This window comes from Streptomyces sp. NBC_01142 (assembly GCF_026341125.1).
GTDB lineage: Bacteria > Actinomycetota > Actinomycetes > Streptomycetales > Streptomycetaceae > Streptomyces.
Window position 1 is genome coordinate 94519 of the sequence record NZ_JAPEOR010000002.1, and the last position, 26541, is coordinate 121059.

Annotated in this window: 24 protein-coding genes, 1 pseudogene and 1 riboswitch; of the genes and pseudogenes, 6 read left to right on the forward strand and 19 right to left on the reverse strand. The window is 71.0% G+C overall.

Annotated features, from left to right (window positions below; translation table 11 throughout):
* The first annotated feature begins 35 nt into the window (after positions 1 to 35).
* Complete coding sequence (locus OG883_RS17740) at positions 36 to 758, forward strand: uridine kinase (protein ID WP_266541957.1); 723 nt, start codon at positions 36 to 38, stop codon at positions 756 to 758.
* A 358-nt stretch (positions 759 to 1116) separates the two neighbouring features.
* Positions 1117 to 3033 (forward strand): AAA family ATPase, encoded by a 1917-nt coding sequence (locus OG883_RS17745; RefSeq protein WP_266541960.1) that lies wholly within the window; start codon positions 1117 to 1119, stop codon positions 3031 to 3033.
* Positions 3034 to 3045: 12 nt separating this feature from the next.
* Here OG883_RS17745 and OG883_RS17750 read toward each other — a convergent pair whose 3' ends face one another.
* From OG883_RS17750 to ribD, 10 genes are all read right to left on the reverse strand, one after another.
* A complete protein-coding gene (locus OG883_RS17750) occupies positions 3046 to 4140 on the reverse strand; it encodes a hemolysin family protein (RefSeq protein WP_266541962.1) in 1095 nt (364 codons plus the stop codon).
* Positions 4137 to 5477 (reverse strand): hemolysin family protein, encoded by a 1341-nt coding sequence (locus OG883_RS17755; RefSeq protein ID WP_266541964.1) that lies wholly within the window; start codon positions 5475 to 5477, stop codon positions 4137 to 4139. The genes OG883_RS17750 and OG883_RS17755 overlap by 4 nt, the downstream gene beginning before the upstream one ends.
* A 190-nt stretch (positions 5478 to 5667) precedes the next feature.
* Entirely contained in the window at positions 5668 to 6138 is a 471-nt protein-coding gene (locus OG883_RS17760) for a PH domain-containing protein (RefSeq protein ID WP_266541967.1), read from the reverse strand.
* A gap of 2 nt (positions 6139 to 6140) precedes the next feature.
* Positions 6141 to 6989 (reverse strand): ATP phosphoribosyltransferase, encoded by an 849-nt coding sequence (gene hisG, locus OG883_RS17765; RefSeq protein ID WP_266541970.1) that lies wholly within the window; start codon positions 6987 to 6989, stop codon positions 6141 to 6143.
* A gap of 47 nt (positions 6990 to 7036) precedes the next feature.
* A complete protein-coding gene (locus OG883_RS17770; protein ID WP_142215995.1) occupies positions 7037 to 7309 on the reverse strand; it encodes a phosphoribosyl-ATP diphosphatase in 273 nt (90 codons plus the stop codon).
* A 34-nt stretch (positions 7310 to 7343) separates the two neighbouring features.
* Complete coding sequence (gene ribH / locus OG883_RS17775) at positions 7344 to 7829, reverse strand: 6,7-dimethyl-8-ribityllumazine synthase (RefSeq protein ID WP_266541972.1); 486 nt, start codon at positions 7827 to 7829, stop codon at positions 7344 to 7346.
* Between the two features lie 49 nt (positions 7830 to 7878).
* A complete protein-coding gene (locus tag OG883_RS17780) occupies positions 7879 to 9168 on the reverse strand; it encodes a bifunctional 3,4-dihydroxy-2-butanone-4-phosphate synthase/GTP cyclohydrolase II (RefSeq protein WP_266541975.1) in 1290 nt (429 codons plus the stop codon).
* Entirely contained in the window at positions 9165 to 9818 is a 654-nt protein-coding gene (locus OG883_RS17785; RefSeq protein ID WP_266541977.1) for a nicotinamide mononucleotide transporter family protein, read from the reverse strand. Before OG883_RS17785 ends, OG883_RS17780 begins: the two co-directional genes overlap by 4 nt.
* Entirely contained in the window at positions 9815 to 10432 is a 618-nt protein-coding gene (locus OG883_RS17790; protein ID WP_266541980.1) for a riboflavin synthase, read from the reverse strand. Before OG883_RS17790 ends, OG883_RS17785 begins: the two co-directional genes overlap by 4 nt.
* Position 10433: 1 nt before the next feature.
* The gene (gene ribD, locus OG883_RS17795; RefSeq protein WP_266541981.1) at positions 10434 to 11507 is read right to left on the reverse strand and encodes a bifunctional diaminohydroxyphosphoribosylaminopyrimidine deaminase/5-amino-6-(5-phosphoribosylamino)uracil reductase RibD; all 1074 of its coding nucleotides are present in this window, start codon (positions 11505 to 11507) and stop codon (positions 10434 to 10436) included.
* Between the two features lie 206 nt (positions 11508 to 11713).
* Positions 11714 to 11844, reverse strand: a riboswitch (FMN riboswitch).
* A gap of 442 nt (positions 11845 to 12286) precedes the next feature.
* Here ribD and OG883_RS17800 point away from each other — a divergent pair.
* Positions 12287 to 13033, forward strand: coding sequence for an SDR family oxidoreductase (locus OG883_RS17800; RefSeq protein WP_266541983.1), 747 nt, complete (start codon positions 12287 to 12289; stop codon positions 13031 to 13033).
* Here OG883_RS17800 and OG883_RS17805 read toward each other — a convergent pair whose 3' ends face one another.
* Positions 13034 to 14224 carry an ROK family transcriptional regulator gene (locus OG883_RS17805; protein ID WP_266541986.1) on the reverse strand — a complete coding sequence of 397 codons (1191 nt, stop codon included), beginning with the start codon at positions 14222 to 14224 and terminating at the stop codon, positions 13034 to 13036. It lies immediately after the preceding gene.
* Between the two features lie 93 nt (positions 14225 to 14317).
* Between OG883_RS17805 and OG883_RS17810 the strand changes: the two genes are divergently transcribed.
* The gene (locus OG883_RS17810) at positions 14318 to 15532 is read left to right on the forward strand and encodes an MFS transporter (protein WP_266541988.1); all 1215 of its coding nucleotides are present in this window, start codon (positions 14318 to 14320) and stop codon (positions 15530 to 15532) included.
* On the opposite strand, the pseudogene OG883_RS17815 reads toward OG883_RS17810, so the two are convergent.
* A pseudogene (locus OG883_RS17815) lies at positions 15492 to 15605 on the reverse strand (acyl-CoA thioesterase); the annotation flags it as partial. The gene OG883_RS17810 and the pseudogene OG883_RS17815 sit on opposite strands and share 41 nt — an antisense overlap.
* Positions 15606 to 15768: 163 nt before the next feature.
* Here OG883_RS17815 and OG883_RS17820 point away from each other — a divergent pair.
* Positions 15769 to 17226: a uracil-xanthine permease family protein gene (locus tag OG883_RS17820; RefSeq protein WP_266541991.1), complete on the forward strand. Its 1458-nt coding sequence runs from the start codon at positions 15769 to 15771 to the stop codon at positions 17224 to 17226.
* Between the two features lie 71 nt (positions 17227 to 17297).
* Complete coding sequence (locus OG883_RS17825) at positions 17298 to 18047, forward strand: DUF5995 family protein (RefSeq protein WP_266541994.1); 750 nt, start codon at positions 17298 to 17300, stop codon at positions 18045 to 18047.
* 46 nt (positions 18048 to 18093) lie between these two features.
* Here the strand turns inward: OG883_RS17825 and OG883_RS17830 are convergent, their stop codons facing one another.
* The 7 genes from OG883_RS17830 to OG883_RS17860 form a co-directional block, all read right to left on the reverse strand.
* A complete protein-coding gene (locus tag OG883_RS17830) occupies positions 18094 to 19800 on the reverse strand; it encodes an NAD(P)/FAD-dependent oxidoreductase (protein ID WP_266541996.1) in 1707 nt (568 codons plus the stop codon).
* A gap of 113 nt (positions 19801 to 19913) precedes the next feature.
* Entirely contained in the window at positions 19914 to 20726 is an 813-nt protein-coding gene (locus tag OG883_RS17835) for a carbon-nitrogen hydrolase family protein (RefSeq protein WP_266541998.1), read from the reverse strand.
* Positions 20727 to 20998: 272 nt separating this feature from the next.
* Entirely contained in the window at positions 20999 to 21451 is a 453-nt protein-coding gene (locus tag OG883_RS17840) for an Lrp/AsnC family transcriptional regulator (protein WP_266542001.1), read from the reverse strand.
* 72 nt (positions 21452 to 21523) lie between these two features.
* Positions 21524 to 22996: an amino acid permease gene (locus tag OG883_RS17845; RefSeq protein ID WP_266542004.1), complete on the reverse strand. Its 1473-nt coding sequence runs from the start codon at positions 22994 to 22996 to the stop codon at positions 21524 to 21526.
* Positions 22997 to 23243: 247 nt separating this feature from the next.
* Complete coding sequence (locus OG883_RS17850; protein ID WP_266542006.1) at positions 23244 to 23612, reverse strand: DUF742 domain-containing protein; 369 nt, start codon at positions 23610 to 23612, stop codon at positions 23244 to 23246.
* 3 nt (positions 23613 to 23615) lie between these two features.
* Entirely contained in the window at positions 23616 to 24038 is a 423-nt protein-coding gene (locus tag OG883_RS17855; protein ID WP_266542008.1) for a roadblock/LC7 domain-containing protein, read from the reverse strand.
* Positions 24031 to 26469, reverse strand: a complete 2439-nt coding sequence (locus OG883_RS17860; RefSeq protein WP_266542010.1) for a nitrate- and nitrite sensing domain-containing protein — start codon at positions 26467 to 26469, stop codon at positions 24031 to 24033. The genes OG883_RS17855 and OG883_RS17860 overlap by 8 nt, the downstream gene beginning before the upstream one ends.
* Positions 26470 to 26541 lie beyond the last annotated feature (72 nt).

Consider the following 26541-nt stretch of genomic DNA (forward strand, 5'->3'; position numbering starts at 1 on the left):
TGCGGTGGGCTGCGCCGCTCTCCTAGGGTGGCCCCATGGACGACGACCTTTGCCGGCAGGCCGCGGCGCTGCGCGCGCTCGCGCCCTCGTGCGGCCCGGTGCGCCTGGTCGCGGTCGACGGCCACGCGGGGTCGGGCAAGAGCACGTTCGCGGCCAGGCTCGCGGCGGCGCTCGGCCACGCAGACGCAAACGCAGCCACAGCCACAGATGCAGCCACAGATGCGGCCTCGGATGCGGACGGTGCCGACGGGGGCGGGGGCGACAGCGGGGTGCCGGTGCTGCATCTCGACGATCTGGCCACCCACGAGGAGCTCTTCGCCTGGACGGACCGGTTGCTGGCCCAGGTGATCGAACCGCTCTCGCGCGGCGAGGTCGCGCACTACAACCCGTACGACTGGAATCTGCGCCGCTTCGGGCCCCCACGGCTCCTCGCGCCGTCCCCCGTCGTCCTCATCGAGGGAGTGGGAGCGGGGCGACGAGCCCTGCGCCCCCACCTCGCCCGGCTGCTGTGGATGGAGCGGGACGCCGGGGAGTCCTGGGCCCGGGGACGGTGCCGCGACGGCAGCGAGCTGTCCGCATTCTGGGACGGATGGACGGTGGCGGAGACACGCCATTTCTCGGCGGACCCCTCCCGTCCGTATGCAGATGCCCTGGTACGCGAGTGGCAGGAGGGGTACGAGTGGCTCCCGGGGCCTCCTGCGACAGCACGGCCGAACCAGATCATCACGTACAGTGACGGCGCCACCCCACCATACTGAGCAGTCGGAAATCGCCCTCAAGAGTGCCTCAACTCTGCTTGACCGAGGGGGCGTACAGGTCTTACGTTCTCAATGTGCGGCTTTCCGGAGCCGCCGCAGACGCGGAGCCCCCGGTTGTTCCCCCGTGATCGGGGGCTTCGTTCTGCCCCCACCCCCCTTCTCCCGCGACACACCCCACCCCTCGCTCACCCTGGGTCACCGTCACCGGGTCACTCGCGGCGGTCTTAGTCGCCACCCCTTTGCGCAGGTACGATGCACCTCGGTGGGGTCAATTCCCGTCCACGGCACGGTCGTTCAGTACGCTGCCGACGGGCGCTCGCCCGGCGGGACATCACAGGTGCACGGTTTGTGGGGGGATATGGCGGGCCCTTTGGACATCGGCACACACGGCGCACAGGCCCCGGCCGACCTCGCCTGGGTTCGCGGCGTGGACGCCTACACCATGGGTGCGTACCCACAGGCGGAGGAGGAGTTCCGCACTGCCGTGCGGCTCGATCCCGAGATGGCCGACGGCTGGCTCGGCCTGCACGCGCTGCGCGTCGACACCACCACCGCACTGCTGCGCATGTACCGCACCCGCGAGCGCTTCGGCGAGCAGCGCGCCCGTCACCGCCGCACCCTCAACTCCTGGTACTGGCTGGGATGGTGGGTCCAGCCGGTGCTGGAGAGTCCCCGCGATCTGCTGCTCGCCCACGCCTCCCACTGGCTCGACGGCCGCCATGTGCCGGAGCTCGACCGGGCGCTCGCCGGGCTCCCCCCGGTCGATGCCGACCCCCAGGTGCGTTTTCTGCACGCCTGCCGGGCGTATCTGGTCAAGGACTGGGAGCAGCTCGTACGCCACACCGAGCCGCTGGTCAACGATCCGATGCTGGGCATCGAAGCCGGGCTCTTCGGCGGCATGGCCCGGGTGCGCCAGGAGATGTACGGCCAGGCGGAGCCGCTGCTCTCCTCCGCCCTGATGCGCTGCCGCAGCGAACAGCCGCAGCGCAAGGAGCTGCGTTACTGGCTGGCGCGGGCTCACGAGGGCACCGGCCGCAGCGCGGCCGCCCTGCCGCTGTACCGGGCGGTGCACCGGATCGACCCGGCCTTCATGGACACCTCGGCCCGGCTCGCGGCGATCGCCGAGTACGACGGGATCGACGGGTACGAGGACTCGGCGGGCCTCGCGGCCGTGTCGCTGGCCGGCTTCGGCCAGGACGCGGTGGACGCGCAGGCCGACGGGGAAGCCCCCTTCGCGGCCGAGCCGCGGCTCGGCGCCGATGCGCAGACGCAGCTCCCGGGCGCTGTGCCCGCGACGCCTGCGGTGCCGGCCGACGCCTTGCGGCACAAGGCGGTCGTGCCCGCGCAGCCCGCTCCCCCACAGTTCCCGGCAGGCTCCACCGATCCGGTGCTGCTTGCCGAGGCGCTGGCGGAGCTGGAGCGGATGGTGGGCCTGGAGCCGGTGAAGCGGCAGGTGAAGGCGTTGTCCGCGCAGCTGAAGATGGCCCGGCTGCGCGCAGGCCAGGGGCTCCCGGTCCAGCCGCCCAAACGCCACTTTGTCTTCTCCGGCCCCTCCGGCACCGGCAAGACCACCGTCGCCCGCATCCTCGGCCGGGTCTTCTTCGCACTCGGTCTGCTCGGCGGCGACCACCTGGTCGAGGCCCAGCGCTCGGATCTGGTGGGCGAGTTCCTGGGACAGACGGCGGTGAAGGCCAACGAGCTGATCGACTCGGCGCTGGGCGGGGTGCTGTTCGTGGACGAGGCGTACAGCCTCTCCAACTCCGGCTACACCAAGGGCGACGCATACGGCGACGAAGCCCTCCAGGTCCTCCTCAAGCGGGCCGAGGACAACCGCGACCACCTGGTGGTCATCCTCGCCGGCTACCCGGAGGGCATGGACCGGCTGCTCGCCACCAATCCCGGCCTGTCCTCACGCTTCACCACCCGGGTCGACTTCCCCTCGTACCGCCCCCTGGAGCTGACCGCCATCGGCGAGGTGCTGGCCGCCGACAACGGCGATGTGTGGGACGAGGAAGTGCGCGAGGAACTGCGCTCCATCAGCGGGCATGTGGTCGACCAGGGCTGGATCGACGAGCTCGGCAACGGCCGTTTTCTGCGCACGCTGTACGAGAAGAGCTGCGCCTACCGCGATCTGCGGCTGTCCGGATACCCGGGTACGCCGACCCGGGAGGACCTGTCCACACTGCGGCTGCCCGATCTGATGCAGGCGTACGGCGAGGTCCTGTCGGGCCGCGGTCCGGTGGACCGCGGCCCGCAGGACCCTCCCCGGGGCTGAGCCCGGCGGGCGCTAGCCGGCCAGGGCACTGTCCAGGGCGGTGTCCCTGGGAGCTTCCGGCGCGCGGGGCACCGTCACCCGGTGGGACGGATCACGGACCTCGCCGACCAGCTTCTCCAGGACGTCCTCCAGGGCGACCAGACCCAGCACCCGCCCGGAGGCGTCCGCGACCTGCGCGAGGTGGGTGGCCGCACGGCGCATCACGGTGAGCGCGTCGTCCAGGGGGAGCTCCGCCCGCAGGGTCGCCATGGGCCGCCAGATGTGCTGCGGCACCGCCCGCTCGCCGTCCTCCAGATCGAGGACGTCCTTGACATGGAGGTAGCCCATGAACGGGCCTTCGCCCTCCGCGCAGACCGGGAAACGGGAGTAGCCGGTGCGTACCGTCAGCTCCTCGATCCGGTGGGGGGTCACCGAAGGGGCGACCGTCACCAGGGAGGAGCGGGCGATCAGCACATCGATCACCGGGCGGCTGCCCAGCTCCAGCGCGTCCTCGAGCCGCTCCTGCTCGGCGGGCTCGAGCAGCCCCGCCTGGCCCGAGTCCTCGACAAGACGGTTGAGCTGCTCGCTGGTGAAGACGGCCTCCACCTCGTCCTTCGGCTCCACACGGAATGCCCGCAGCACCAGCCGGGCACAGGCGCCGAGCGCCGCCGTGACCGGTCGGCACAGCCGGGCGAAGCCGACCAGGCCCGGGCTGAGCCAGAGCGCGGTCTTCTCCGGGGCTGCCATTGCCAGGTTCTTCGGGACCATCTCGCCGATCACGAGGTGCAGGAAGACGACCACGGCAAGGGCGATGACATAGCCGAGGGGATGGATCAGCCCCTCGGGCACATGGGCCGCGTGGAAGACCGGCTCCAGCAGGTGTGCCACCGTCGGCTCGGCCACCGCGCCGAGGGTCAGCGAGCAGATGGTGATGCCGAACTGCGCGGCCGCCATCATCTGCGGCAGATTCTCCAGCCCGTGCAGCACCTGCCGGGCCCGGGAGGAACCTTCCGCGGCCAGTGGTTCGATCTGGCTGCGGCGTACGGAGACGAGGGCGAACTCGGCCCCGACGAAGAACCCGTTCGCCAGCACCAGCAGCATCGCGAACAGGAGGGGGAGGACGCTCATCGGGCCGCCTCCGTCATGGCCGGGACGGCGGCGGTGCGCACCAGGCGTACCCGCTCGGCCCGGTAGCGGTCGACCTGACGCACCGAGAGCCGCCAACCGGGGAGCTCGGCCCGGTCGCCGGGGGCGGGGATGCGCCCCAGCAGATCGGCGACGAGGCCGGCCACCGTCTCGTACGGGCCGTCGGGCACATCGAGGCCTATCCGGCGCAGGGTGAGGACGCGGCAGCTGCCGTCCGCCTCCCAGGCGGGGTTGCCCTCCTCCGCGGCCACGGAGGCGAGTTCGGGGCGCGCGTCGGCCTCGGCGTCGTGCTCGTCGCGGACCTCGCCGACGAGTTCCTCGATGATGTCCTCGAGGGTGACGACCCCGGCCGTGCCGCCGTACTCGTCGACGACAACGGCTATGGGCTGCTCACTGCGCAGCCGCTCGAGGAGCTGCTGCACGGGCAGCGTCTCGGGCACCAGCAGCGGCGGCACGGCGACCCGGTCCACCCGGGTGCGCAGCCGTTCGCCGGCCGGCACCGCGAGGGCGTCCTTGAGGTGCACCATGCCGACGATCTCGTCGATGCGCTCCCGGTAGACGGGGAAGCGCGAAAGGCCGGTGGCGCGGGTGAGGTTGAGGACGTCGGCGGCGGTGGCGTCGCTCTGCAGGGCGCTCATCTTCACCCGGGGGGTCATCACATGCTGCGCGGTGAGATGGCCGAGCGAGAGGGTCCGTACGAACAGATCCGCGGTGTCCTGCTCCAGCGTGCCGGCTCGTGCCGAGTGTCTGGCCAGCGACATCAGCTCACCGGGGGTACGGGCGGACGCCAGCTCCTCGGTGGGCTCGACACCCAGCAGCCGCACGAGACGGTTGGCGACGGCGTTGAGCAGGGTGATGACCGGCCGGAAGGCGGTCGAGAAGAGATGCTGCGGTCCTGCGACGAACCGCGCGACCTGCAACGGGCGGGAAACCGCCCAGTTCTTGGGAACGAGTTCGCCGATCACCATCTGGACGGCGGAGGCGAGCAGCATCCCGATCGCCACCGCGACTCCGGCGACGGCCCCTTCGGGCAGTCCGGTCGCGGTCAGCGGCCCGTCCAGCAGCTGGGCGAGCGCGGGTTCGGCGAGCATGCCGACGACGAGCGAGGTGATGGTGATACCGAGCTGGGTGCCGGACAGCTGGAAGGACAGCTCCCGCAGCGCTGTGACGACGCGGCGGGCGCGGCGGTCGCCTTCGGCGGCGGCGCGTTCGGCATCGGGCCGCTCCACCGTGACAAGGCCGAACTCGGCCGCCACGAAGAAGCCGTTGGCGAGGATCAGGAGGAACGCTGCGGCAAGCAGCAGCAGGGGGATGATCATGCCGCCGCCTCCTTGGAGGGGGCGGCGCAGGTACTACCGGACGATCCGTCCATTGCTGGAGGGAGTCACTCCTCGGGTCGCAGGTGTCCCGCGGGCCGGGCGTGGCCGTGTGGTGCGGGACGGGGCGCACTCGGCGCCGCCGTCACCAGAGTAGTCAAGCCGGGCGCCTACGCGGCAGGGGCATCGCCGCTCAGACCTCGTCCGGGCGGGTGCCGCGGGTCTCTGCGAGGGCGCGCAGCGCGCGGGCGTCGCTGATGGCGTGCGCCTTGGCGATGCCCGGCTGGATGCCGAGCACGGGCAGGCTGGTGCCGTCGCTGAGGTCGAGAAAGACCCAGGGGTCGCCGGGGCGCAAGTTGACCCGCAGAATCTCCGCCCACTCCAGTTGGCGCGTACGGGTGAGATTGACGACCGTGACGCCCCTGTCGTCGGCGACGACCTTGGGGCGGCTCAGCAGGGCCAGTACGCCGAAGAAGACCAGTGCGGTGAAGATGAAGCTGCTCCGCTCCCCCGCGCTCAGCTTCTCCAGCAGCAGCGCGACGGCGGTGATCACGGCGAACATCACCGCGCCCACGGTCAGCAGGACGATCCGGGTGCGGGTCGGCCGGAACGTGACCGGGAGTGCGGGGATTTGGGGCGCGGGGGCGGGCATGGTGTCGGACATCCTCAGAGGCGGCAGGCGTGGATGGCCGTGGTGAGGATCGCCCGCGCGCCGAGGTCGTACAGATCGTCCATGATCCGCTGCGCTTCCTTGGCGGCCACCATGGAGCGGACGGCCACCCAGCCCTCGTGGTGCAGCGGCGAGATGGTCGGGGACTCGAGGCCCGGGGTGAGGGCGACTGCCTGCTCGAGGTGCTCGACCCGGCAGTCGTAGTCCATCATCACGTAGCTGCGGGCGACCAGGACGCCCTGGAGGCGGCGCAGGAACTGCTGCACCTTGGGGTCGTCGGCGGGCGAGCCGGTGCGGCGGATGACGACCGCCTCGGACTTCATGATCGGCTCGCCGATGACTTCCAGCCCGGCGTTGCGCAGGCTGGTGCCGGTCTCCACGACGTCCGCGATGATCTGCGCGACGCCCAGCTGGATCGCCGTCTCGACGGCTCCGTCGAGGTGGACGACGGAGGCGTCGATGCCCTCGTCGGCGAGGTGCTTGGCGACAATGCCCTCGTAGGAGGTGGCGATCGTCATTCCGCCGAAGTCGCCGACGCCCGTCGCGATGCCGGGCTTGGTGGCGTAGCGGAAGGTGGAGCGGGCGAAGCCGAGCTGGAGGATCTCCTCGGCGTTGGCGCCGGAGTCCAGGAGCAGATCGCGTCCGGTGATGCCGATGTCGAGCTTGCCGGAGCTCACATAGATCGCGATGTCGCGCGGGCGCAGGTAGAAGAACTCGACCTCGTTCTCGGGGTCGACCAGCACCAGCTCTTTCGACTCCTTGCGCTGCTGGTAGCCGGCCTCATGGAGCATCGCCGACGCAGGTCCGGACAGTGAACCCTTGTTGGGCACGGCGATGCGCAGCATGAGACGGGCTTCCTTTGTTCGCGTGTACGGAGATGAAGGGGCGGTGCTCAGAGGTGGGCGTAGACGTCGTCGAGGGAGATCCCGCGGGCGACCATCATCACCTGGACGTGGTACAGCAGCTGCGAGATCTCCTCGGCGGCGGCTTCCTTGCCCTCGTACTCGGCGGCCATCCACACCTCGGCGGCCTCCTCGACGACCTTCTTGCCGATGGCATGCACGCCCTTGTCCACCAGTTCGGCGGTACGGGAGGTGGCCGGGTCGCCGTTCTTGGCCTTGAGCTGCAGCTCGGCGAAGAGCTCTTCGAAGGTTTTGTTCGCCATGATGGTCCCAGGGTAAGGGGTGAGCCCGGGCCACTCAGCGCCAGGGTTCGCTGACGGTGCGCAGCGTGGCGGCGGTGGCGACGGCGGCGGTGACCGCCTCGTGGCCCTTGTCCTCGTTCGACCCCTCGAGGCCGGCCCGGTCGAGCGCCTGCTCCTCGGTGTCGCAGGTCAGGAGGCCGAATCCGATCGGGACACCGGTGTCCACGGTGACCTGGGTGAGGCCGTTGGTGACGCCCTGGCACACATACTCGAAGTGCGGTGTGCCGCCACGGATGACGACGCCGAGCGCGACGATCGCGTCGTAGCCGCGGCCGGCCAGCACCTTGGCGACCACCGGCAGCTCGAAGCTGCCGGGGACGCGCAGCAGCGTCGGCTCGTCGATACCCAGCTCGTGCAGCGCGCGCAGCGCGCCGTCGACGAGTCCGTCCATGACCTTCTCGTGCCACTGGGCCGCGATCACCGCCACCCGCAGATCGCCGCAGTTGCGGACGGACAGTTCGGGTGCACCCTTGCCGCTCATGTCTCTCCTCTTACGCTTACTGACGTACGTGTTGTGCTGCTGTGCTGTCCTACTGGTTGCCGCAGGTGGACACGCCGGCGGCGTCGAGCCAGGGCAGGTCGTGTCCCATCCGGTCCCGCTTGGTGCGCAGATACCGGAGATTGTGCTCGCCCGCCTGGACCGGCATCGGCTCGCGGCCGTGGACCGTGAGGCCGTACCGGACAAGCGCGGTGATCTTGTCGGGGTTGTTGGTCATCAGCCGCAGGCTGCGTACGCCGAGGTCCTGGAGGATCTGCGCGCCCGCGGCGTAGTCGCGGGCGTCGGCGGGCAGCCCGAGTTCGAGATTGGCGTCGAGGGTGTCGCGGCCGCGCTCCTGCAGTTCGTACGCGCGCAGCTTGGACAGCAGCCCGATGCCGCGGCCCTCGTGGCCGCGCAGATAGACGACGATGCCGCGGCCGGCCCGGTTGATGTCCTCCATGGAGGCCTGCAGCTGGGGGCCGCAGTCGCAGCGCTGCGAGTGGAAGATGTCGCCGGTCAGGCACTCGGAGTGGACGCGCACCAGCACGTTCTCGCCGTCGCCGATCTCGCCGTGGACGAGCGCGACGTGCTCGATGCCGTCGACGGTGGAGCGGTAGCCGTAGGCGGTGAACAGGCCGTGCGCGGTGGGGAGGTTGACCTCGGCCTCGCGCTTGACGGTCGGCTCGGAGGAGCGACGGTAGGCGATCAGGTCCTCGATGGAGATGATCGTCAGGCCGTGCTTGCGGGCGAAGGGGATCAGCTCGGGCAGCCGCAGCATCACCCCGTCCTCGCCCGCGATCTCGACGATCGCACCGGCCGGGCGCAGGCCCGCGAGCCGGGCCAGGTCGACCGCGGCCTCCGTGTGGCCGTTGCGCACGAGCACGCCGCCGGGCTTGGCGCGGAGAGGGAAGATATGGCCGGGCCGTACGAAGTCGGCCGGCTCGCACTCGCCGCCGGCCAGCATGCGCAGGGTCGTGGCGCGGTCGGCGGCGGAGATGCCGGTGGTCACGCCGTGGGCCGGGCCCGCGTCGACGGAGACGGTGAAGGCCGTCCGCATCGACTCGGTGTTGCGCTCGACCATCTGCGGCAGGTCGAGCCGCTCCAGCTCCTCGCCCTCCATGGGGGCGCAGATCAGGCCGCGGCACTCGCTCATCATGAAGGCGACGATCTCGGGCGTGGCCTTCTCGGCCGCGATGACGAGGTCTCCCTCGTTCTCGCGGTCCTCGTCGTCGACGACCACAACGGGCCGGCCTGCGGCGATGTCGCGGATGGCCTGCTCCACCGGGTCGAGGGAGAGATCCTCGACGTTGTCGGTGGAGTACCAGGCGGGCAGTGCAGTCATGCTGCTGCTCCTTCCAGGGCAGGCTTCACGCTCGCTCGGGAGCGCAGCCACCAGTCGCGCAGGCCCCACAGGACGAGCGCGCCGTAGACGACGTAGATGAGACCGGAGAAGGCAAGGCCGCCGGAGAAGTTCAGCGGTACGCCGACGAGGTCGACGAGCAGCCAGGCGAACCAGAATTCGACCATGCCGCGGGCCTGGGCGATCATGGCGACGAGCGTGCCGACGAAGATGTACGCGTCCGCCCACGGGCTCCAGGAGAGCGACGGGTAGGCGGTGAAGAGACCGCCGACGGCCAGGGTGCCGAGGGCCGCGCCACCCAGCAGGTAGCCGCGCTCGCGCCAGGTGGCGAAGCGGACGGCGATGGAGCCGTTCTGGGCCTGCTGCCGGCCGCGGGTCCACTGCTGCCAGCCCCAGACGGCGACGGCGATGACCACCATCTGCTTGCCGACGCCGCCCGCCTGCTGCACCGAGAGGTTCGCCGCGACCAGCACGATTCCGGACAGGAGCTGGGCGGGCCAGGTCCAGATCGATCGCAGCCAGCCGAGGGCCAGGGCGACGAGACCGATCGTGTTGCCGATCATGTCGGACCAGATGATGCGCTGGTCGAGGACCGAGAAGGCCTCCGCGTTCAGCCAGGACAGGGCGCTCACTCGGCCGTCTCCCTGCTGCCCGCGGCGTCGGCGCCGAGCAGCCGCTCGACGTACTTGGCGATGACGTCGACCTCGAGGTTGACCGGGTCGCCCGGCTGCTTGATGCCGAGCGTGGTCAGCGCGAGGGTCGTGGGGATGAGGCTGATGGTGAAGTAGTCGGGGCCCGCGTCGACGACCGTGAGGCTCACGCCGTCGACGGTGATCGAACCCTTCTCGACGACGTAGCGGGTCAGGTCGGCGGGGAGGGAGACCTTGACGATCTCCCAGTTCTCCGACGGCTTGCGCTCAAGGACGGTGCCGACGTTGTCGACATGTCCCTGGACGATGTGCCCGCCGAGCCGGCCTCCGACGGCCATCGGCCGCTCGAGGTTGACGCGGGACCCGGTCTCGAGCGCGCCGAGGCTGGAGCGGTTGAGTGTCTCGGCCATCACATCGGCGGTGAACTCGCCTTCGCCGAAGTCGACGACGGTGAGGCAGACGCCGTTGACGGCGATCGAGTCGCCGTGCTTCGCCCCTTCGGTGACGACGGGGCCGCGCAGTCGGAAGCGGTAGGAGTCGCCGAGATTCTCTACGGCGGTGACCTCACCCAGCTCTTCGACGATTCCGGTGAACACTTCAGTGCTCCTTCGGGGCAGGAGTGACAGGGACGGCGGTGATACGGAGATCGGAGCCGATGCGGACGGTCTCGGTGACGTCGAGCCGCAACGCTTCGGTAAGGGTGGTGATTGCGGCGTCGGCGAGGGCGGCCGGGCCCGCGCCGAGCAGTACGGGGGCGAGATAGCCGACGACCTTGTCGACGGCGCCCGCGGCGACGAAGGCGCCGGCCAGGGTGGGGCCGCCTTCGAGGAGGACGGAACGGACGCCCCTGCGGTGCAGGACGCCGAGCAGTTCGAGGATGTCGAGGCCGGTGGCGGTGCGCTGGAGGCGTACGACCTCCGGCAGATACGCGGTGTCCTCGTACGCGACGTCCTCGGCGACCGCGACGAGCGTGTCCGCGGCGTCGTCCAGGACCCGCGCGCCGGGCTTCACGGCGCCGGCGTTGGTGTCGACGACCACCCGGAGCGGCTGCACCGCTCCTTCGATGCCGCGTACCGCGAGGTGCGGGTCGTCGGCGCGGGCGGTGCCGGAGCCGACGATCACCGCGTCGGCCTCGGCGCGCAGCCGGTGGACGTCGGCGCGGGATGCGGGCGAGCTGATCCAGCGGCTGGTGCCGTCCTGCGCCGCGATACGGCCGTCGAGGGTGGCGGCGTACTTCCACAGCACATAGGGGCGGCCCAGGCGTACGGAGGTGAGCCAGGCGATGTTGCCCGCTTCCGCCTCGTCGGCGAGGAGCCCCTGCTCCACCTCGACCCCGGCCGCGCGCAGGGTGTCCGCGCCGCCTGTGGCCTGCGGGTTCGGGTCGCTCACCGCGTGGACGACCCGGGCGATCCCGGCGTCGATGAGTGCCTGGGCGCAGGGGCCGGTGCGGCCGGTGTGGTTGCAGGGTTCGAGGGTGACGTACGCCGTGCCGCCGCGGGCGCGCTCTCCGGCGTCGCGCAGGGCGTGGACCTCGGCGTGCGGGCCGCCCGCGCGCTGGTGGAAGCCCGCGCCGGCGGGCTGTCCGGAGGCATCGAGAATGACGCACCCGACGACCGGGTTGGGGCTGGTGGAACCGAGTCCGCGGGCGGCGAGCCGAATCGCCCGGCGCATGGCGTGTGCTCCCCCGGAGCTCTGCCTGGGGGTGCCCCCATCTGCGGTGGCCACCGGATCCTCCTGCCTCTTCGGGCACGGACTCCGGGGCCTGTCGATGACGACAGAGAGCGGGACAACGCCACACTGGAACACCGAGGCCGAAGACACCGGTCGCCGGAAACGACGACCAGCGAGAACGGCCGGCGTACCGCAAGGGTCGCCCGCCGCGCACTGCCTCCCATCCGGACTTTCACCGTCGGTCCAGGAATTTCACCTGGTCAACCGGCCGCTGGATGCGGACGGGTCGCGGACTATAACCGCCGGTTCGGAATTACACCGACCCCGGAGTGCGCTGCTGCTGATACAGGGCCAGTCTGCCACGCCCGGTCGTGGGCCATGCGGGTGAGCGGCTGTGGGCTGGCTCACAAGCCCGGAACCCGAGCCGGAACCGAGCCGGGGCCGAGCGTGACCGAGTCGGCCGAGCTGGAGCCGAGCGGGAACCGAGCTGGAGCCGGGCGGGAGCCGGGCGGGAGCCGGGCGGGAGCCGGGCGGGAGCCGGGCGGGAACCGAGCGGGATGCGAAGGGAGTGGGGCGGGATGTGCGGGCGGGGCGACCCGGAAGCGGTTTGCTCGGTTCGACCCATTGACCATACTGGTCTAGTCCTTTTAGTCTCTGCGACACCTCCTCGGGTCGAGGGGGGCGGACCGCCCGGCGGCGGAGTAACGGCCCTTGCCGTCGCCGGGCTTCACTTCGCCGGGCCCGCCTCGCCGGTCCCGTGGCACTGGCAGGCTGGTCCCATGACCTCGATCCTGGTGACAGGCGGTACCGGAACCCTGGGCAGTGCCGTGAGCACCCGGCTGCGCGAGCGCGGACACGAGGTACGGGTACTCAGCCGCCACTCCCCGCCGTACGCCGTCGATCTGCGCGACGGCACCGGCCTGGACACGGCGGTCGAGGGCGTGGACGCGATCGTCCACTGCGCCTCCACTCCACGCGGCGGCGACGACACGGCAGCGGCGCTGCTGCTCGATGCGGCACGGCGGGCCGGGGTCCCCCACCTCCTCTACATCTCGATCGTCGGCGTGGACCGGCTGCCGCTCGGCTACTACGGCATGAAGCACAGGGTGGAGCGGATGATCGAGGAGGCCGGCGCCTCCGGGCCCGGCTGGACGATCCTGCGGACGACCCAGTTCCACGACCTGGTGTTCCGTCTGGTGGCGGGGGCGGCCCGGCTGCCTGTGCTGCCGCTGCCCGCGGGGGTGAGCATCCAGCCCATCGACACCGGTGAAGTAGCCGGCCGGCTGGCCGAGTTGGCCACCGGCGCTCCGGCGGGCCGGGTCGAGGACATGGGCGGTCCCGAGATCCGTCCGCTCGGCGATCTGGCGCGCGCCTACCTCCGCGCGCGCGGCCGCCGCCGTCCGGTGCTGCCGGTGCGGCTGGCCGGCAAGGCGTACGCGGGCTACCGCAGTGGTGCGCATCTGACACCGGGCCACGTCGTCGGGAAGGTCACTTTCGAGCAGTTCCTGGAGCGGCGCCTCCGCTGATCACCCGAGAACTGCCCGCATCCCCGCCCCTGGGGCGAAGAGCTCTTCCTGGGCCGCTTCGCGCGCGCTGAGCAGGGCACCGCTCAGGACCGCGGCGCCCCCCAGCTTCCCTGCCCGTACCTCCGTGTGCAGCGGCGAGAGTTCGGCCAGCCGCGCCTGCACCCGGCCGGCCAGGTCGGCACCGCCCGCGTGGCCGACCTCCCCGCCCAGCACCACACAGCCCGGGTCGAGCACGGCGGCGACCGCAGCCACACCGAGGGCGAGGCGGCGGGAGAGGGCATCGAGGAAGTCGCCCCGGCCTGCCGTCACGGCTGCCCCTACGAGCCCTGCGGCCAGGGGCTCCTGGGAGTCCGTCCCCTCGATTCCGTACTGGGCGGCGAGCGCGCAGATCGCGGCGGCTCCGGCCAGCGAGTGGAAGCCGCCGTCGCAGTCGACAGCGGACGGCACGCCCGCCGTGCCGGGTACGGGCAGGAAGCCGATCTCTCCCGCGCCGCCCGACGCGCCGCGGCGGAGCCTGCCGTCCAGGAAGAGGGCCGCTCCGACCCCGTGGCCGAGCCACAGGAAGACGAACGTGTCGCGGTCGTGGGCCGCGCCGAGCCGCTGTTCCGCGACGGCCGCCATATTCGTCTCGTTCTCGACGACGACCCTGGCGGGCAGCCGCTCCTGCAGGGCGGCGACGAGCCGGCGGTGCCACGCGGGCAGGCCACTGGTGTCGCGCAGCTCTCCGGTGACCGGGTCGATCAGGCCGGGCGCGCCGATGCCGACGCTGTGCAGCCGGGCCGCACCCGCCGCCTCGGCCGTGCGCTCGAGCAGGGCGACCGCCCGCTCGACGGCGGGCTCGGTGCCGGTGTCGCTGCCGATGGGCAGCGAGGCCTCGGCGAGGGTGACCCCGAGCAGATCGGCGACGACGACGCTCACGCTCTGCGTGCGTACGTCGAGGGCGGCGAGGTGCGCGCGGTCGGCGACGATCCCGTACAGCCGGGCGTTGGGACCGCGGCGCTCCGCGCCCGACTCGCCGACGACCTGGATCAGACCGGATTCCTGCAACCGCTCCACCAGGTCGGCGACGGTGGGACGGGAGAGTCCGGTCTTGGTCTTCAGCTGCCCTGCCGTCAACGGGCCCTCCTGCTGGAGCAGTCGGAGGGCGAGCCTGTCGTTGATGGCCCGGGCGGTACTCGGGGATGCGGGCATGCCGGAATCCTTCCAGACGACTGTCGCCACTATTTATCAGGCAGGGTCCCTGATAGTTTACGGGCCGTACATTCTCAGGGGAGGGACGTCAGTATGCCGAGCGAAGTGATCTTCGGTAGGAGCCAGTTGAAGCGGGCGCGGTTCGCGGTCGCCGCCGTCTTCTGTGTGCACGGCGCGGTCACCGGCAGCTTCGCCACGCGTATCCCCTGGATCCAGGACCATGCCGCGGTCAGCGCGGGCCAGCTCGGCCTCGCGCTCGCCTTCCCCGCGCTCGGCGCCTCCGTGGCGATGCCGCTGGCCGGGGCGGTCAGCCACCGCTTCGGCGCCCGCAACGCACTGCGCGGACTGACAGCACTGTGGACCCTCTCGCTGGTCCTGCCGTCCCTCGCCCCGAACGTACTGACGCTCTGCGCGGCGCTGTTCGTGTACGGCGCCACGGCGGGAATGTCGGACGTGGCGATGAACGCCCTGGGCGTCGAGACCGAGAACCGTCTCGACCGCTCGATCATGTCCGGTCTGCACGGCATGTGGAGCGCCGGTGCGCTGATCGGTTCGGCCGGCGGCATGCTCGCCGCCCATCTGGGCAGCGACGCCCGGCTGCACCACGCCCTCGCGGCCGCGACCCTGACAGCGCTCGGGCTGATCGCCTGTCAGGGCGTACTGGATCTGCGCAGCACCCCCGGCGAGGAGCCGCCGCCACGTTTCGCGCTGCCGCCCAGGTCGGCGGTCGTGATCGGCGCGGTCGGGTTCTGCGCCGTGTTCGCGGAAGGCGCGTCCCTGGACTGGTCGGCGGTGTATCTGCGAGACGTACTGGACACCTCGGCCGGTCTCGCGGCCGCTTCCACCACCGCATTCGCGCTGACCATGACGGTGGCGCGGCTCGCCGGCGACCGGATCGTGGACCGCTTCGGCCCGGTGCGCACGGTACGGGTGGGCGGTGTGCTGGCCACGGTGGGCGGCCTGCTGGTGGTCGTGGCGCCCCATCCGGCTGTGGCCATGGGCGGGTTCGCGCTCATCGGGCTCGGTGTCGCCGTCGTCGTGCCGCTCGCGTTCGCCGCGGCCGGGCGCAGCGGCCCCCATCCCAGCCAGGCCATCGCGGGCGTCGCCACCATCACGTACACCTCGGGGCTGATCGCCCCCGCGGCGATCGGCGCGGTCGCCGACACGACGAGCCTGGTGATGTCGTTCGCCCTGGTGACGGCACTCGCACTCGGCCTGACGGTGGGCGCGGGGGTGCTGCGCTCGGCCGGGCGGGAGAGTGCGAAGGTCAGCGCTGCGGACACAGCGGTTCCCGACCGGCAGTCCTGAACGCCTCACGCCAGGAGGCGGGCCACAGGGTGACGGCGTCGAGCCTGACCAGCACGCGGCTGCCCTGCGTGTACGCGGCTGTCGGATATGTGAACAGAGTTCATGAACGAGACCCTGAGAGCGTGACTGACCCGAGCCCGGACAATGGCGTGCGCACGATTCACGGATGGAGCCCGCCCCCGGAAGGCGCACTAACATTGCGCTGATCATTTGCGACCGGAGAAATGGAGCCACCCGTGACACTCGGCGTGCGCTGGACCCTGCACGGCGACGGGCGGACCCCCGCTCCCGGAGCCGTGGTACGCCCCGACGAGCGGCTGACCTGGCCGCGTACGGCGGGACTCGGCGCCCAGCACGTCGTAGCGATGTTCGGCGCGTCCTTCGTTGCGCCGGTCCTCATGGGCCTGGACCCCAACCTCGCGATCATGATGTCCGGTGTCGCGACGGTGATCTTCCTGCTGGCCACCCGGGGCCAGGTTCCCAGCTACCTCGGCTGCTCGCTCTCCTTCGTCGGCGTGGCCGCGACGATCCGGGCCTCGGGGGGCGACAGCGCCACCGTCACCGGCGCGGTCTTCGTCGTCGGCGCCGCACTCTTCCTCGCGGGCCTCGCCGTGCAGCGCTTCGGCGCACGGATCATCCATGCCGCGATGCCGCCGATCGTGACCGGCGCGGTGGTCATGCTCATCGGCTTCAATCTGGCGCCGGTGACGGCGTCGACGTACTGGCCGCAGGACCAGTGGACCGCCCTGCTGGTGATGCTGTTCACCGGACTGGCCGTGGTCTGTCTGCGCGGCTTCTTCTCCCGTATCGCGATCTTCCTCGGGCTGATCTTCGGCTATCTGCTCTCCTGGGTCCTCGACAGGATCTTCGGCAGGATCAACTCCCCGGTGGGCGGCGCCGAGGCCGTCGACCACTGGCGGCTCGACCTCTCCGGTGTCGGCAAGGCCGACTGGATCGGACTGCCGTCCTTCCACGCGCCGAGCTTCGAATGGTCGGCGATCCTGGTCGCACTGCCGGTCGTCATCGCGCTGATCGCCGAGAACGCCGGACACGTCAAGGCCGTCGGCGAGATGACCGGTGCGTCGCTCGACGACAAGCTGGGCACGGCGATCGCGGCCGACGGAGCGGGGTCCATGCTCTCCACCGCCGTCGGCGGCCCGCCCAACACCACGTACTCCGAGAACATCGGCGTCATGGCCGCCACCCGCGTCTACTCCACCGCCGCCTACTGGGCGGCCGCCGGCTTCGCTCTCCTCTTCGGTCTCTGCCCGAAGTTCGGCGCGGTCGTGGCCGCGATCCCCGGCGGCGTCCTCGGCGGCATCACCGTGATCCTGTACGGCATGATCGGCCTGCTCGGCGCCCAGATCTGGATCAGCGCCGGGGTGGATCTGCGCAATCCGCTGAATCTGGTGCCGGCCGCTGCGGGCATCATCATCGGCGTCGGCGGTGTCAGCCTGAAGATCACGGACAACTTCGAGCTCAGCGGTATCGCGCTCGGCACGATCGTCGTCATCACCGGATACCACGTGCTGCGCGCCTTCGCCCCGGCCCATATGAAGGAGCAGGGGCCACTGCTGGACGCGGGCACCTCGACGTACGACTCCGGCTCCGGTCCGGGCGCGGGCTCCGGTTCCGGTCCGGGCGCGGGCTCCGGCTCCGGCTCCGGCTCCGGCTCCGAGCCACAGACCCCCTGAGACGTCCCCCGTTCTGGGGAAGCCCCGGCCCGGCACCGCGCCCACGCGCCCACGGCTGGGACGCTGCCTCCATGGCGCAGACCGAACAGTTCGCAACGCGGGACGCCCGCGACCGCTCCCCGGTCGAATCCGTGGTGGAGCGCATGCACTCGTTCCGCTCCAGCTGGCCCGCCACGGACGGGGTTGCGGTCTTCAACCGGGTCTATCTGGCGGTGACGGAGGAGATCGGGCGGCACATCGAGGGCGGGGCCTTCCCCGACCGGCAGGCCGCTGTCACGCTGGACGTTCTCTTCGCCCGGCGCTATCTGACCGCCGTGGATACGGCGGCCTCGGGTCGCCGGCCGCCCGCCTGCTGGCGGCCGCTGTTCCAGTACCGGCGCCATCCCGGTGTACGGCCGGTGCAGTTCGCCCTGGCCGGCATCAACGCGCATATCGGGCACGATCTGGCGCTCGCGGTGGTGGACTCCTGTCATGCGCTGGGCTGCGCACCGGCCGACCTGGAGGGTGAGTTCGACCGCGTGGGCGACATCCTCGTCCTGCTGGAGGAGCGCATCCGCGAGGATCTGATGCCGGGCCCCGATCTGCTGGAGATCGCCGATCCGCTGACCCATCTCCTCGGCTCCTGGAGCCTCGAGCGGGCCCGCGACGGCGCCTGGTCGGCGGCGCGGCTGCTGTGGGGTGTCCGGGAACTACCTGACCTGGCCGAGGAGTTCACCGAGCGGCTGGACACCGGAGTCGGCCTGGTCGGGCGCTGTCTGCTCACGCCCTGGCCCGCGCCGCTCAACGGCCCTGCGGTATACGGCAGTTTGCCCGGTATGTGATGACCGTCCGGGGCCGGCCCGATCGCGGCCGGCCCCGGACGGCAGGTCAGTCCTCCGGCAGCTCGACCGGAGCGATCTCGTCGTAGAGGTCACCGGGCCCCGGGTTGGTCGGGGAGGTCATGCCGCCGAAGTGGTTCATCACGCCCCACACCGCGTTCAGCGCCGTCTGCACGGCGCCTTCGGCCCAGCCCGCCGTCCAGGAGATGTCGTCGCCCGCCAGGAAGATGCCGCGCTTGTCCTCGGGCAGCCGGTCCTGCATGAAGTGGGTGAACAGCCGCTGCTGGTAACGGTAGTGACCGGGAAGGTTCGCCTTGAAGGCGCCCATGAAGTACGGCTCGTTCTCCCAGGACACGGTGACCGGGTTGCCGATGATGTGGCGTCGGATGTCGACCTTCGGGTAGATCTCGCCGAGCGACTTCAGCATGACCTCCATCCGCTCGTTCGCTGACAGCGGCAGCCACTTGAGGCTGTCGTCGCACCAGGTGTACGAGAGGCAGATGACGGCGGGCTTGTCCGGGCCGTCGTCCAGGAGATACGTACCACGCGTCATCCGGTCGGTGAGCGTCATCGACATGACGTCACGCCCCGTCGGCTCGCCCTTGTCGTCGACGGCCTTGTCCAGCCAGAACGGCCGGTCGACGGGCACGAAGAGCTTGGACGACTCCATGTAGTGGGTGCGCTCCATCGCCGTCCAGTGGTCGATGGGGAAGAGCGAGTCGTCACAGGCGATCTTGGACAGCAGCATCCAGGACTGCGCGGTGAAGATCGCCGCCTGGTACGTACGGATGTCGCCGGAGGCGTCGGTGACCGTGACGCGGTTGCCTGCGGTGCGGTGCAGCCGGGTCACGGCGGGCTTCGGCTCGCCGTCGTGCAGGGATGACAGCGATGTACCCATCGGCCAGTGCACGAGCTTTTGCGGCTCGCGCTCCCAGAGCCTGAGCGGCAGCTGCTGGCTGCCGCCCACGATGCCGCGGTGGTGGTCGTCCGCCTCGGAGTAGACGACGCGCAGAATCTCCAGGATGGAGTTGGGGAAGTCGGTGTCCCAGCCGCCCGTGCCGAAGCCGACCTGGCCGAAGATCTCGCGGTGCCGGAAGGACTTGAAGGCCTCGGACTCGCAGAGGAAGCCGTAGAAGGTCTGGTTGTCGAGCTTCTCCACCAGCTTCGCCCAGATCTCACGGATGCGCGGCACATCGCGCTCGCGCATGGCGCGGTTCATCTCGGAGAAGTCGGCGCCCTCCTCCAGACAGGCGTTCCACGCGTCCATCACATCGCGGTAGATCTGCGGCAGATCGTCGATGGTCTCGGCGTAGTGCGACTCACCCTTGAGGTCGACGACGGTCGACGGGGTGGTGGGGGAAAGGGGGTTGGGGAAGGGCTCGGTGGTCAGGCCCACCAGGTCGATGTAGTGCTGCAGCGCGGTGGAGGAGGGCGGGAAGCGCATCGCGCCCATCTCGGCGGTCAGCCCGGGGTCGCAGCCCTCGAAGCCGACGGTACGCAGCCGGCCACCGATCTGGTCCGCCTCGTAGACGACCGGCTTGAGACCCATCTTCATCAGCTCGTACGCCGCGACGATGCCGGAGAGGCCGCCGCCTATCACCGCGACCTCGGCACCGTGCTCGGTCGCCGGTATCTGGCCGATGCCGGCGGGGTGGGCGAGATAGTCGTCGTACGCGTACGGAAAGTCCGGACCGAACATGGTGATCGGCGGCTGCGCGTCGGTGTGCTGGACAGCGGTGGGCACCGTGGACGTCATGGGTGCGGACTCCTTGCACGGAAAGACGGAAAGTGAGCAGGTCGAGGGGTTCGGCCGGGCGGTCGGACGGCGGTGCCGGACGCGGGGGCCGGACGCGGGGTCGGGCGAGGGGATCAGACGAGGGGCGAGTACAGCCCGGGGCGGCGGTCGCGCAGATACGGATTCGCCTCGCGCGAGGCGCTCAGGAAGACGGGATCCACCTCGCCGAAGACCAGCTCCTCGCCGCGTCCTGCGCGGGCCCGGACGGCGCCGTCGGGGCTCGCGAGGCAGCTGAGTCCGACGAACTCGAACTCGCCCTCCGGACCTGTCCTGTTGACGTACGCGATGTACATCTGGCTCTCGAAGGCCCGGACCGGGACGAGGGCCTCGGGGACGAACTGGAAGGGGTGCATCTGGGCGGTGGGCACCAGCAGCAGATCGGTACCGGCGAGCGCGTGCGCGCGGACGTTCTCGGGGAACTCCACGTCGTAACAGATCATGAGGCCGATCCGGATCCCGCCGAGCTCTGCCTGGACAACGAGCTGCTCGCCCGGCGTGAACCACTCCTGCTCGAAGCAGCCGAAGAGATGGGTCTTGCGGTAGTTCGCCAGCCGGGCGCCGTCCGGGCCGATCAGCTGGGCGGAGTTGAAGATCCTCCCCGGGCCGCCCGGCTCGCCCTCGCGCTCGGGGTATCCGTACATCACCGCGATGCCGTGGCGTTCGGCGGTCTCCGCGACGGACCGGGCGCCGGGGCCGTCGGCAGGCTCGGCCAGACGCGGCAGGTCGTCACCGATGGCGTACCCGGTCAGGAACAGTTCGGGGCAGATGAGCAGCCCGGCGCCGGCGGCCGCGGCGCGGCCCGCGGCCTCGTCGAGCACCTTGAGGTTCTCGGCGACCGAACCCGGTCGGCCGGAACTCTGGAGCAGGGCGGTGCGCAGCGGCGGCATGGGCAGACCTCGGGCAGATGTGTGCGGGGTGTGGGAGGACGTTTAAGACGGTACGGTCCGGTGTCGTACCCGGACAAGCCGCGACCGTTGCGTCCTGAGTGCCGATCCATTGCGCAATCGGTGCCCGCGGCGGCGATTCGTTGCGTGCGGCGGAGTCGGACCGCGATCGCCCGCCCCTGCGACTGTGGTGGCAGCCCGCCGGGCCCCCTGCCGGAAGAGGCGTCCGATCACCTGGCGGAGGGGTTCGGCCCCTGGAACCCGGACCTCTGACCTCAGGCGGGTGAGCCCGAGGTGTAACGCCGCAGCAGGGGGGAGAGCACCAGCACCGACTTGGTGCGCTCCACGAAGGGCTCACCCGCGATGCGCTCCAGCACGCGCTCGAAATGGCGCATGTCGGAGGCGAAGACCTGGACGATCGCGTCCGCGTCACCGGTGACGGTGGAGGCGGACGCGATCTCCGGGTAGCGCTTGAGACCGCGCTCGATGGCCTCGGGCGAGGTGTTGCGGCTGCAGTAGATCTCGATGAAGCCCTCGGTCGCCCAGCCGAGTGCCTTCGGGTCCACCCGTACGGTGAATCCGGTGATGGCCCCTTGGGCGCGCAGCCGGTCCACACGCCGCTTCACAGCGGGGGCGGACAGGCCGACCATCGCGCCGATGTCGGCGAAGGAGCGGCGGGCGTCCTCCGCGAGGGCGTGGACGATGCGTTCGTCGAGGTCGTTCAGCAACTTTCACACCATGCTTGGTCTCAGCGGAGGGCCCGCGACGGGCTACGGTCGCTGCCGCAACACGCAACAGTATCAATCAGCAACAGGGTCGGATCCCAGCCGAGAGCGGCGCACCCCGTAGCCGAAGTAGATCGCCAGGCCGACCGCCATCCACACTCCGAACACCACCCAGGTGATCGTGTCGAGGCTGAACATCATCCAGACGCAGAGCCCGAAACCGATCGCAGGGAACAGCGGAGACAGCGGCACCCGGAACGTCCTCTTCATGTCCGGGCGGGTCCGGCGCAGCACCACGACCGCCACGTTGACCAGCGCGAAGGCGAAGAGTGTGCCGATGCTGGTGGCGTCGGCCAGCCGGCCGAGCGGGATCGCGGCCGCGAGCACTCCGCAGAAGAGCGAGACGATCACCGTGCCCGCGCGGGGGGTGCCGGTCTTCGCGTGGACCTTGGAGAAGACCTGGGGGACCAGGCCGTCGCGGGACATCGCGAAGAGGATGCGCGTCTGTCCGTACAGCACGGTCAGTACGACGCTGGCGATGGCGATCACGGCACCGGCGGCGAGCAGTACGGCCCACACGTTCTGACCGGTCACGTCCTTCATGATCCCGGCGAGCGCGGCCTCGGACTCACCGAAGCCGTCCCACGGACGGGCGCCGACGGCGACGGCCGCGACCAGTACGTAGAGCACGGTGACGATCAGCAGCGAGAGCATGATCGCGCGCGGCAGGTCGCGCTGCGGGTTCTTGGCCTCCTCGCCGGCCGTGGAGGCGGCGTCGAAGCCGATGTACGAGAAGAACAGCGAGGCGCCCGCCGCGCTGACCCCGGCCATGCCGAGCGGCATGAAGTCCGCGTAGTTGCCGCTCCGGAAGCCCTGGACGCCGATGGCGCAGAAGAGCACCAGTGCGGCGATCTTCACCACGACCATGACGGTGTTGGCGCGGGCGCTCTCACGGGCCCCGCCGAGCAGGAAGACCATGGCGAGCAGCACGACGATCAGCGCGGGCAGATTGAATATCCCGCCGTCGCCGGGCGGTGCGGAGAGTGCGGCCGGGATGGTCACACCGATCGTTCCGTCGAGCAGCTCGTTGAGGTACTCGCCCCAGCCCACGGCGACGGCGGCGACCGCCACCCCGTACTCGAGGATCAGACACCAGCCGCAGATCCAGGCGACGAGCTCGCCGAGCGTGGCGTAGGCGTACGAGTAGGAGGAGCCGGAGACCGGGAGGGTGCCCGCCAGTTCGGCGTAGGAGAGCGCCGAGAAGAGCGCGGTCAGTCCGGCGATCACGAAGGAGATGGTGACGGCCGGGCCGGCCTTGGGGACGGCCTCGCCGAGGACGACGAAGATGCCGGTGCCGAGGGTGGCACCGATGCTGATCATGGTCAGCTGCCACATGGAGAGCGAGCGGCGGAGCGTGCCGCCTTCGCCCTGCCCGCCTTCGGCGACCATGCGCTCGACGGACTTGCGCCGCATCAGCCGGGTGCCGAGCCCCGGGCTCGCGGCGGGCAGTGGCTCGGTCTCGGGCGGGGCTGCGCCGTGGTCCAGCACTTCGGGGGCTCCTTCGTGGCTGCGGGTCGGCGACGGGTGACCGGCGGCGGCCCGCGGGCATCACGGATGAGCCCGCGCATGAGGGGAGGGACCGCCGAGCAGACGGTCACCGCCACTCCTGGTACGGGGCCCGAGCCTATGAGTCCGCTGGTCACGCCCGTAATGCATCGTTGTTGCGCATTGCCGGACGATCATTGCGCGATGACGGGCACTACGGGGAAACATTGCGCCGGGGCGAACGGCAGCGTCACAGCTCCCGCAGCCGGTCGGCGATTTCGCGCAGCAACTCGGGGTCGTTGAGGCCCTCGTGGGTGGCCGGCGCGGAGACCCGGACCAGTCCGGCCTCCACGAGGTCGACCAGCAGGACGCGCACGACCGTGAGCGGCAGATCCGCGTCGGCCGCGATCTCGGCGACCGGACGCGGCGCGCGGCGCACCAGCTCGAGCAGGGAGCTGCGGGCATGGTCGAGCCGCGGCTCGGGACCGGCCGGGTCCACGGCCGCGATCTGCGACATCAGATCGATGGTGTGCTCGGAGGCGGGACGGGTCCGGCCGCGGGTGACGGTGTACGGCCGCACCATCGGACCGGTTTCGTCCTCGTACCAGTGGTCGCTCACGAGTTAGACGTCGGTGGCCTCGGGGGCCGAGCGCGTGGGCACGGCCATGTGCCGGCCCACCCGCTTGACCAGCAGCGACATTTCATGGGCCAGCTGTCCGACGTCGGTCTCGATGTCGGAGAGCACGGCCAGCCGACTGCCGTCGCCGGCCGGGGTGATGAAGAGGAAGGCGTGGTCGAGCATCACCATCGTCTGCCGTACGCTCCCGGCCTCGAAGCGGGTACCCGCCTCCTTGGCAAGGCTGTGGAAGCCGGCGCACACCGCCGAGAGATGCTCGATGTCCTTCCGGGCCATGCCCCGGGATGCGCTGGTGGCCAGGCCGTCGGCCGTCAGCAGCACCGCCTGGCGGACGTGGTCGGTCCTGTCCAGCAGATCGTCCAGCAGCCAGCCGAGGTCCGACTGGTCCTCCCTGCGTTCCTCAAGCATCGTCGTCCGTCCCTTCATCGTTCGTGCGGGGGCGCGGTGCCTGCGACGCCGGGTCCACAGGATCGCCCCTGCGGCCCCGGTCGAGCCCTCGCTGGAAGGCGCCGAAGATGGAGCGCATCTCTTCCGGGGACACCTCGCGGTCGGGGCCCTGGGGCTCCGACGCCGGCGGGGGTGTGTCACGCAGCGGGGCGGCGAGCGAGGCCTGGCGCACCCGGGTGGGCAGTGGATTCCCAGCCCCTCCGGCGCTTGAGGAGGGGGTCACCTCACGCCCGCTGGAGCGAAGGGGAAGGGGTACGGGACGGAGCCCCGTCGGCGCAGCTGTCTCCGCAGGCGCGTCGGGCTCCGCGTGCGGGGCACTCTCCCGGGGCGGCGCGGTCTCCGACGGCGGCGCGGGGTCCGGTGCCGGGTCGTGCACCGGCGGTAGGGGCTCCCGCGTACGCGGCGGCGGTACGGCACGGACGAGCCGCGGCTTTTCGTCCCGTACCGCCGCCGCAGGCTTCGCGGGCGGCTCGACCGGGGCGAGGATCGCCTCCGGCAGGAGCACCACGGCGGTGGTGCCGCCGTACGGCGACCGGGTCAGGGTGACCGCGATGCCGTGGCGCTCGGCGAGCCGGCCGACGACATAGAGTCCGAGGCGCTCGTCGTGCGCCGGGTCGAAGTCGCCGGGGCGGGCCAGTGTCCCGTGCGCCTGCGCGAGCTCGTCCTCGTCCATGCCCAGACCGCGGTCGTCGATCTCCAGCACGAAGCCGTTACGGGCCCGGCCGGTGCGCATGGTGACCTGCGTGTGCGGCGGGGAGAACACGGTGGCGTTCTCGACGAGTTCGGCGATCAGGTGCACCACGTCGGCCACGGTGTCAGCGCCGACGCCCACCGCGGGCATCGGCGGCACCACGACCCTGGTGTAGTCCTCGATCTCGCCGACCGCCGCTGCCACGACGTCGACCACGGGCACCGGCTTGCGCCACCGCCGACCGGGGGTGGCGCCGGAGAGGATGATCAGGCCCTCCGCGTGGCGCCGCATCCGGGTCGTCAGATGGTCGATCCGGAACAGGTCCTCCAGCGTGTCCGGATCGTTGGTCCGGCGCTCCAGGGTGTCGACCAGCTTCGACTGCCGGTGAACCAGCGCCTGGTTGCGGCGGGCGATGTTGAGCAGTACGGCGAAGATGCCACGGCGCAGGGTCGCCTGTTTGACGGCGGCCTCGACGGCCGCCAGGCGGGCCGCGTTGAGCGCCCGGCCGACCTGGCCGATCTCGTCGAGCCCCTCCCTCTCGTCACCGAAGTCCAGCGGCGGGGCAGCCGCGGCCGCGTCGACCTCCTCGCCGGCGCCGAGCCGTTCCATCACCTCGGGCAGCTGACGGGTGGCCAGCACATCGGCGGCGTCGCGCAGTTCCTCCAGGCGGCGCGAGATGCGCCGGCCGCTGGCCACCGAGAACCAGATGGACAGACCCACCGCGATCAGGCCGAGCACGCCCACGACGGCGGCCTTGACCATCTCCCGGTAGGCGAACGCCCGTCCGCGATCGGCGGTGTTGAGCGCCGACTCGGTGCACAGCAGCATGTACCGCTTGACCGCGCGGTCCGTCGTGGTCCGCCAGGAGTCGGCGGCCATGGCCTGCCCGGCACCGGACGCACCGGCCCGCAGCAGGGCATCCTCACCGGCGGTCAGAGCCCGGTACTCCGCACCCCGCTCGAAGTCGGCGAAGAGCCCCCGGGAGTCGGCCGGCAGATCGGGGACGTACGTACGGTGGAAGACCCGCCGGTCCTCGATGGTGGCGGTGAGGGTGTCGTACTGGCGGTCGGTGAGGCTGCCCGCGGCCCGCGCCCCGGCGACCAGGGCGTCCTCGCGGGACACGAACTCCCGGACGCGCACCAGCTCGACGACGACCTGGCCCTCCCGCGCGAGCTGCCCGGCCTGGAGGGCGGTCAGTGTGGACTGCACATCGAAGGTCGGCTCGACCATGGCGGTGTACGCGTCCACCGCGCCGTCCCAGGTGATCGTCCGGGCGATCACCCGCTCGCGCAGCCGCTCGAGGCCGTCGACGGCGTCGGTCATCGCGGCCAGGGACTGCCGCTGACGCCCGGAGAGGTCTTCGCGCCGCTCCTGATCGCCGATCGCGTCGCGCATGGCGCCGACGGCCCGGTCGGTCGCGCGCTGCTGGGTGGTCAGCGCGGCGATGGCCGCCGGGCTGTCCTTGCGCCCCGCTCCCAGATACCCGGCGGCGATCCGGCGTTCGATCTGGATCTGTCCCACGGCGGTGTCGACCGGGGTGCCGAAGGTCTCGTAGACGCCCTGGACACGGATCAGGGCCCGCAGCTCGCCGGTCACCGACACCATGGCGGAACTCCACAGTGCCATCAGAGCGATGACGGGGATGAGCGTCAGGGTCACGATCCGCCCGCGGATCGTGGGGCGGCGGAATCGCCGGAGCATGGTCTCCCCAGAGCACATAGAACAACTGCCCGGCGGTCATTACCCTCCGGTAAGGGCAGTCAAGCTACGGGA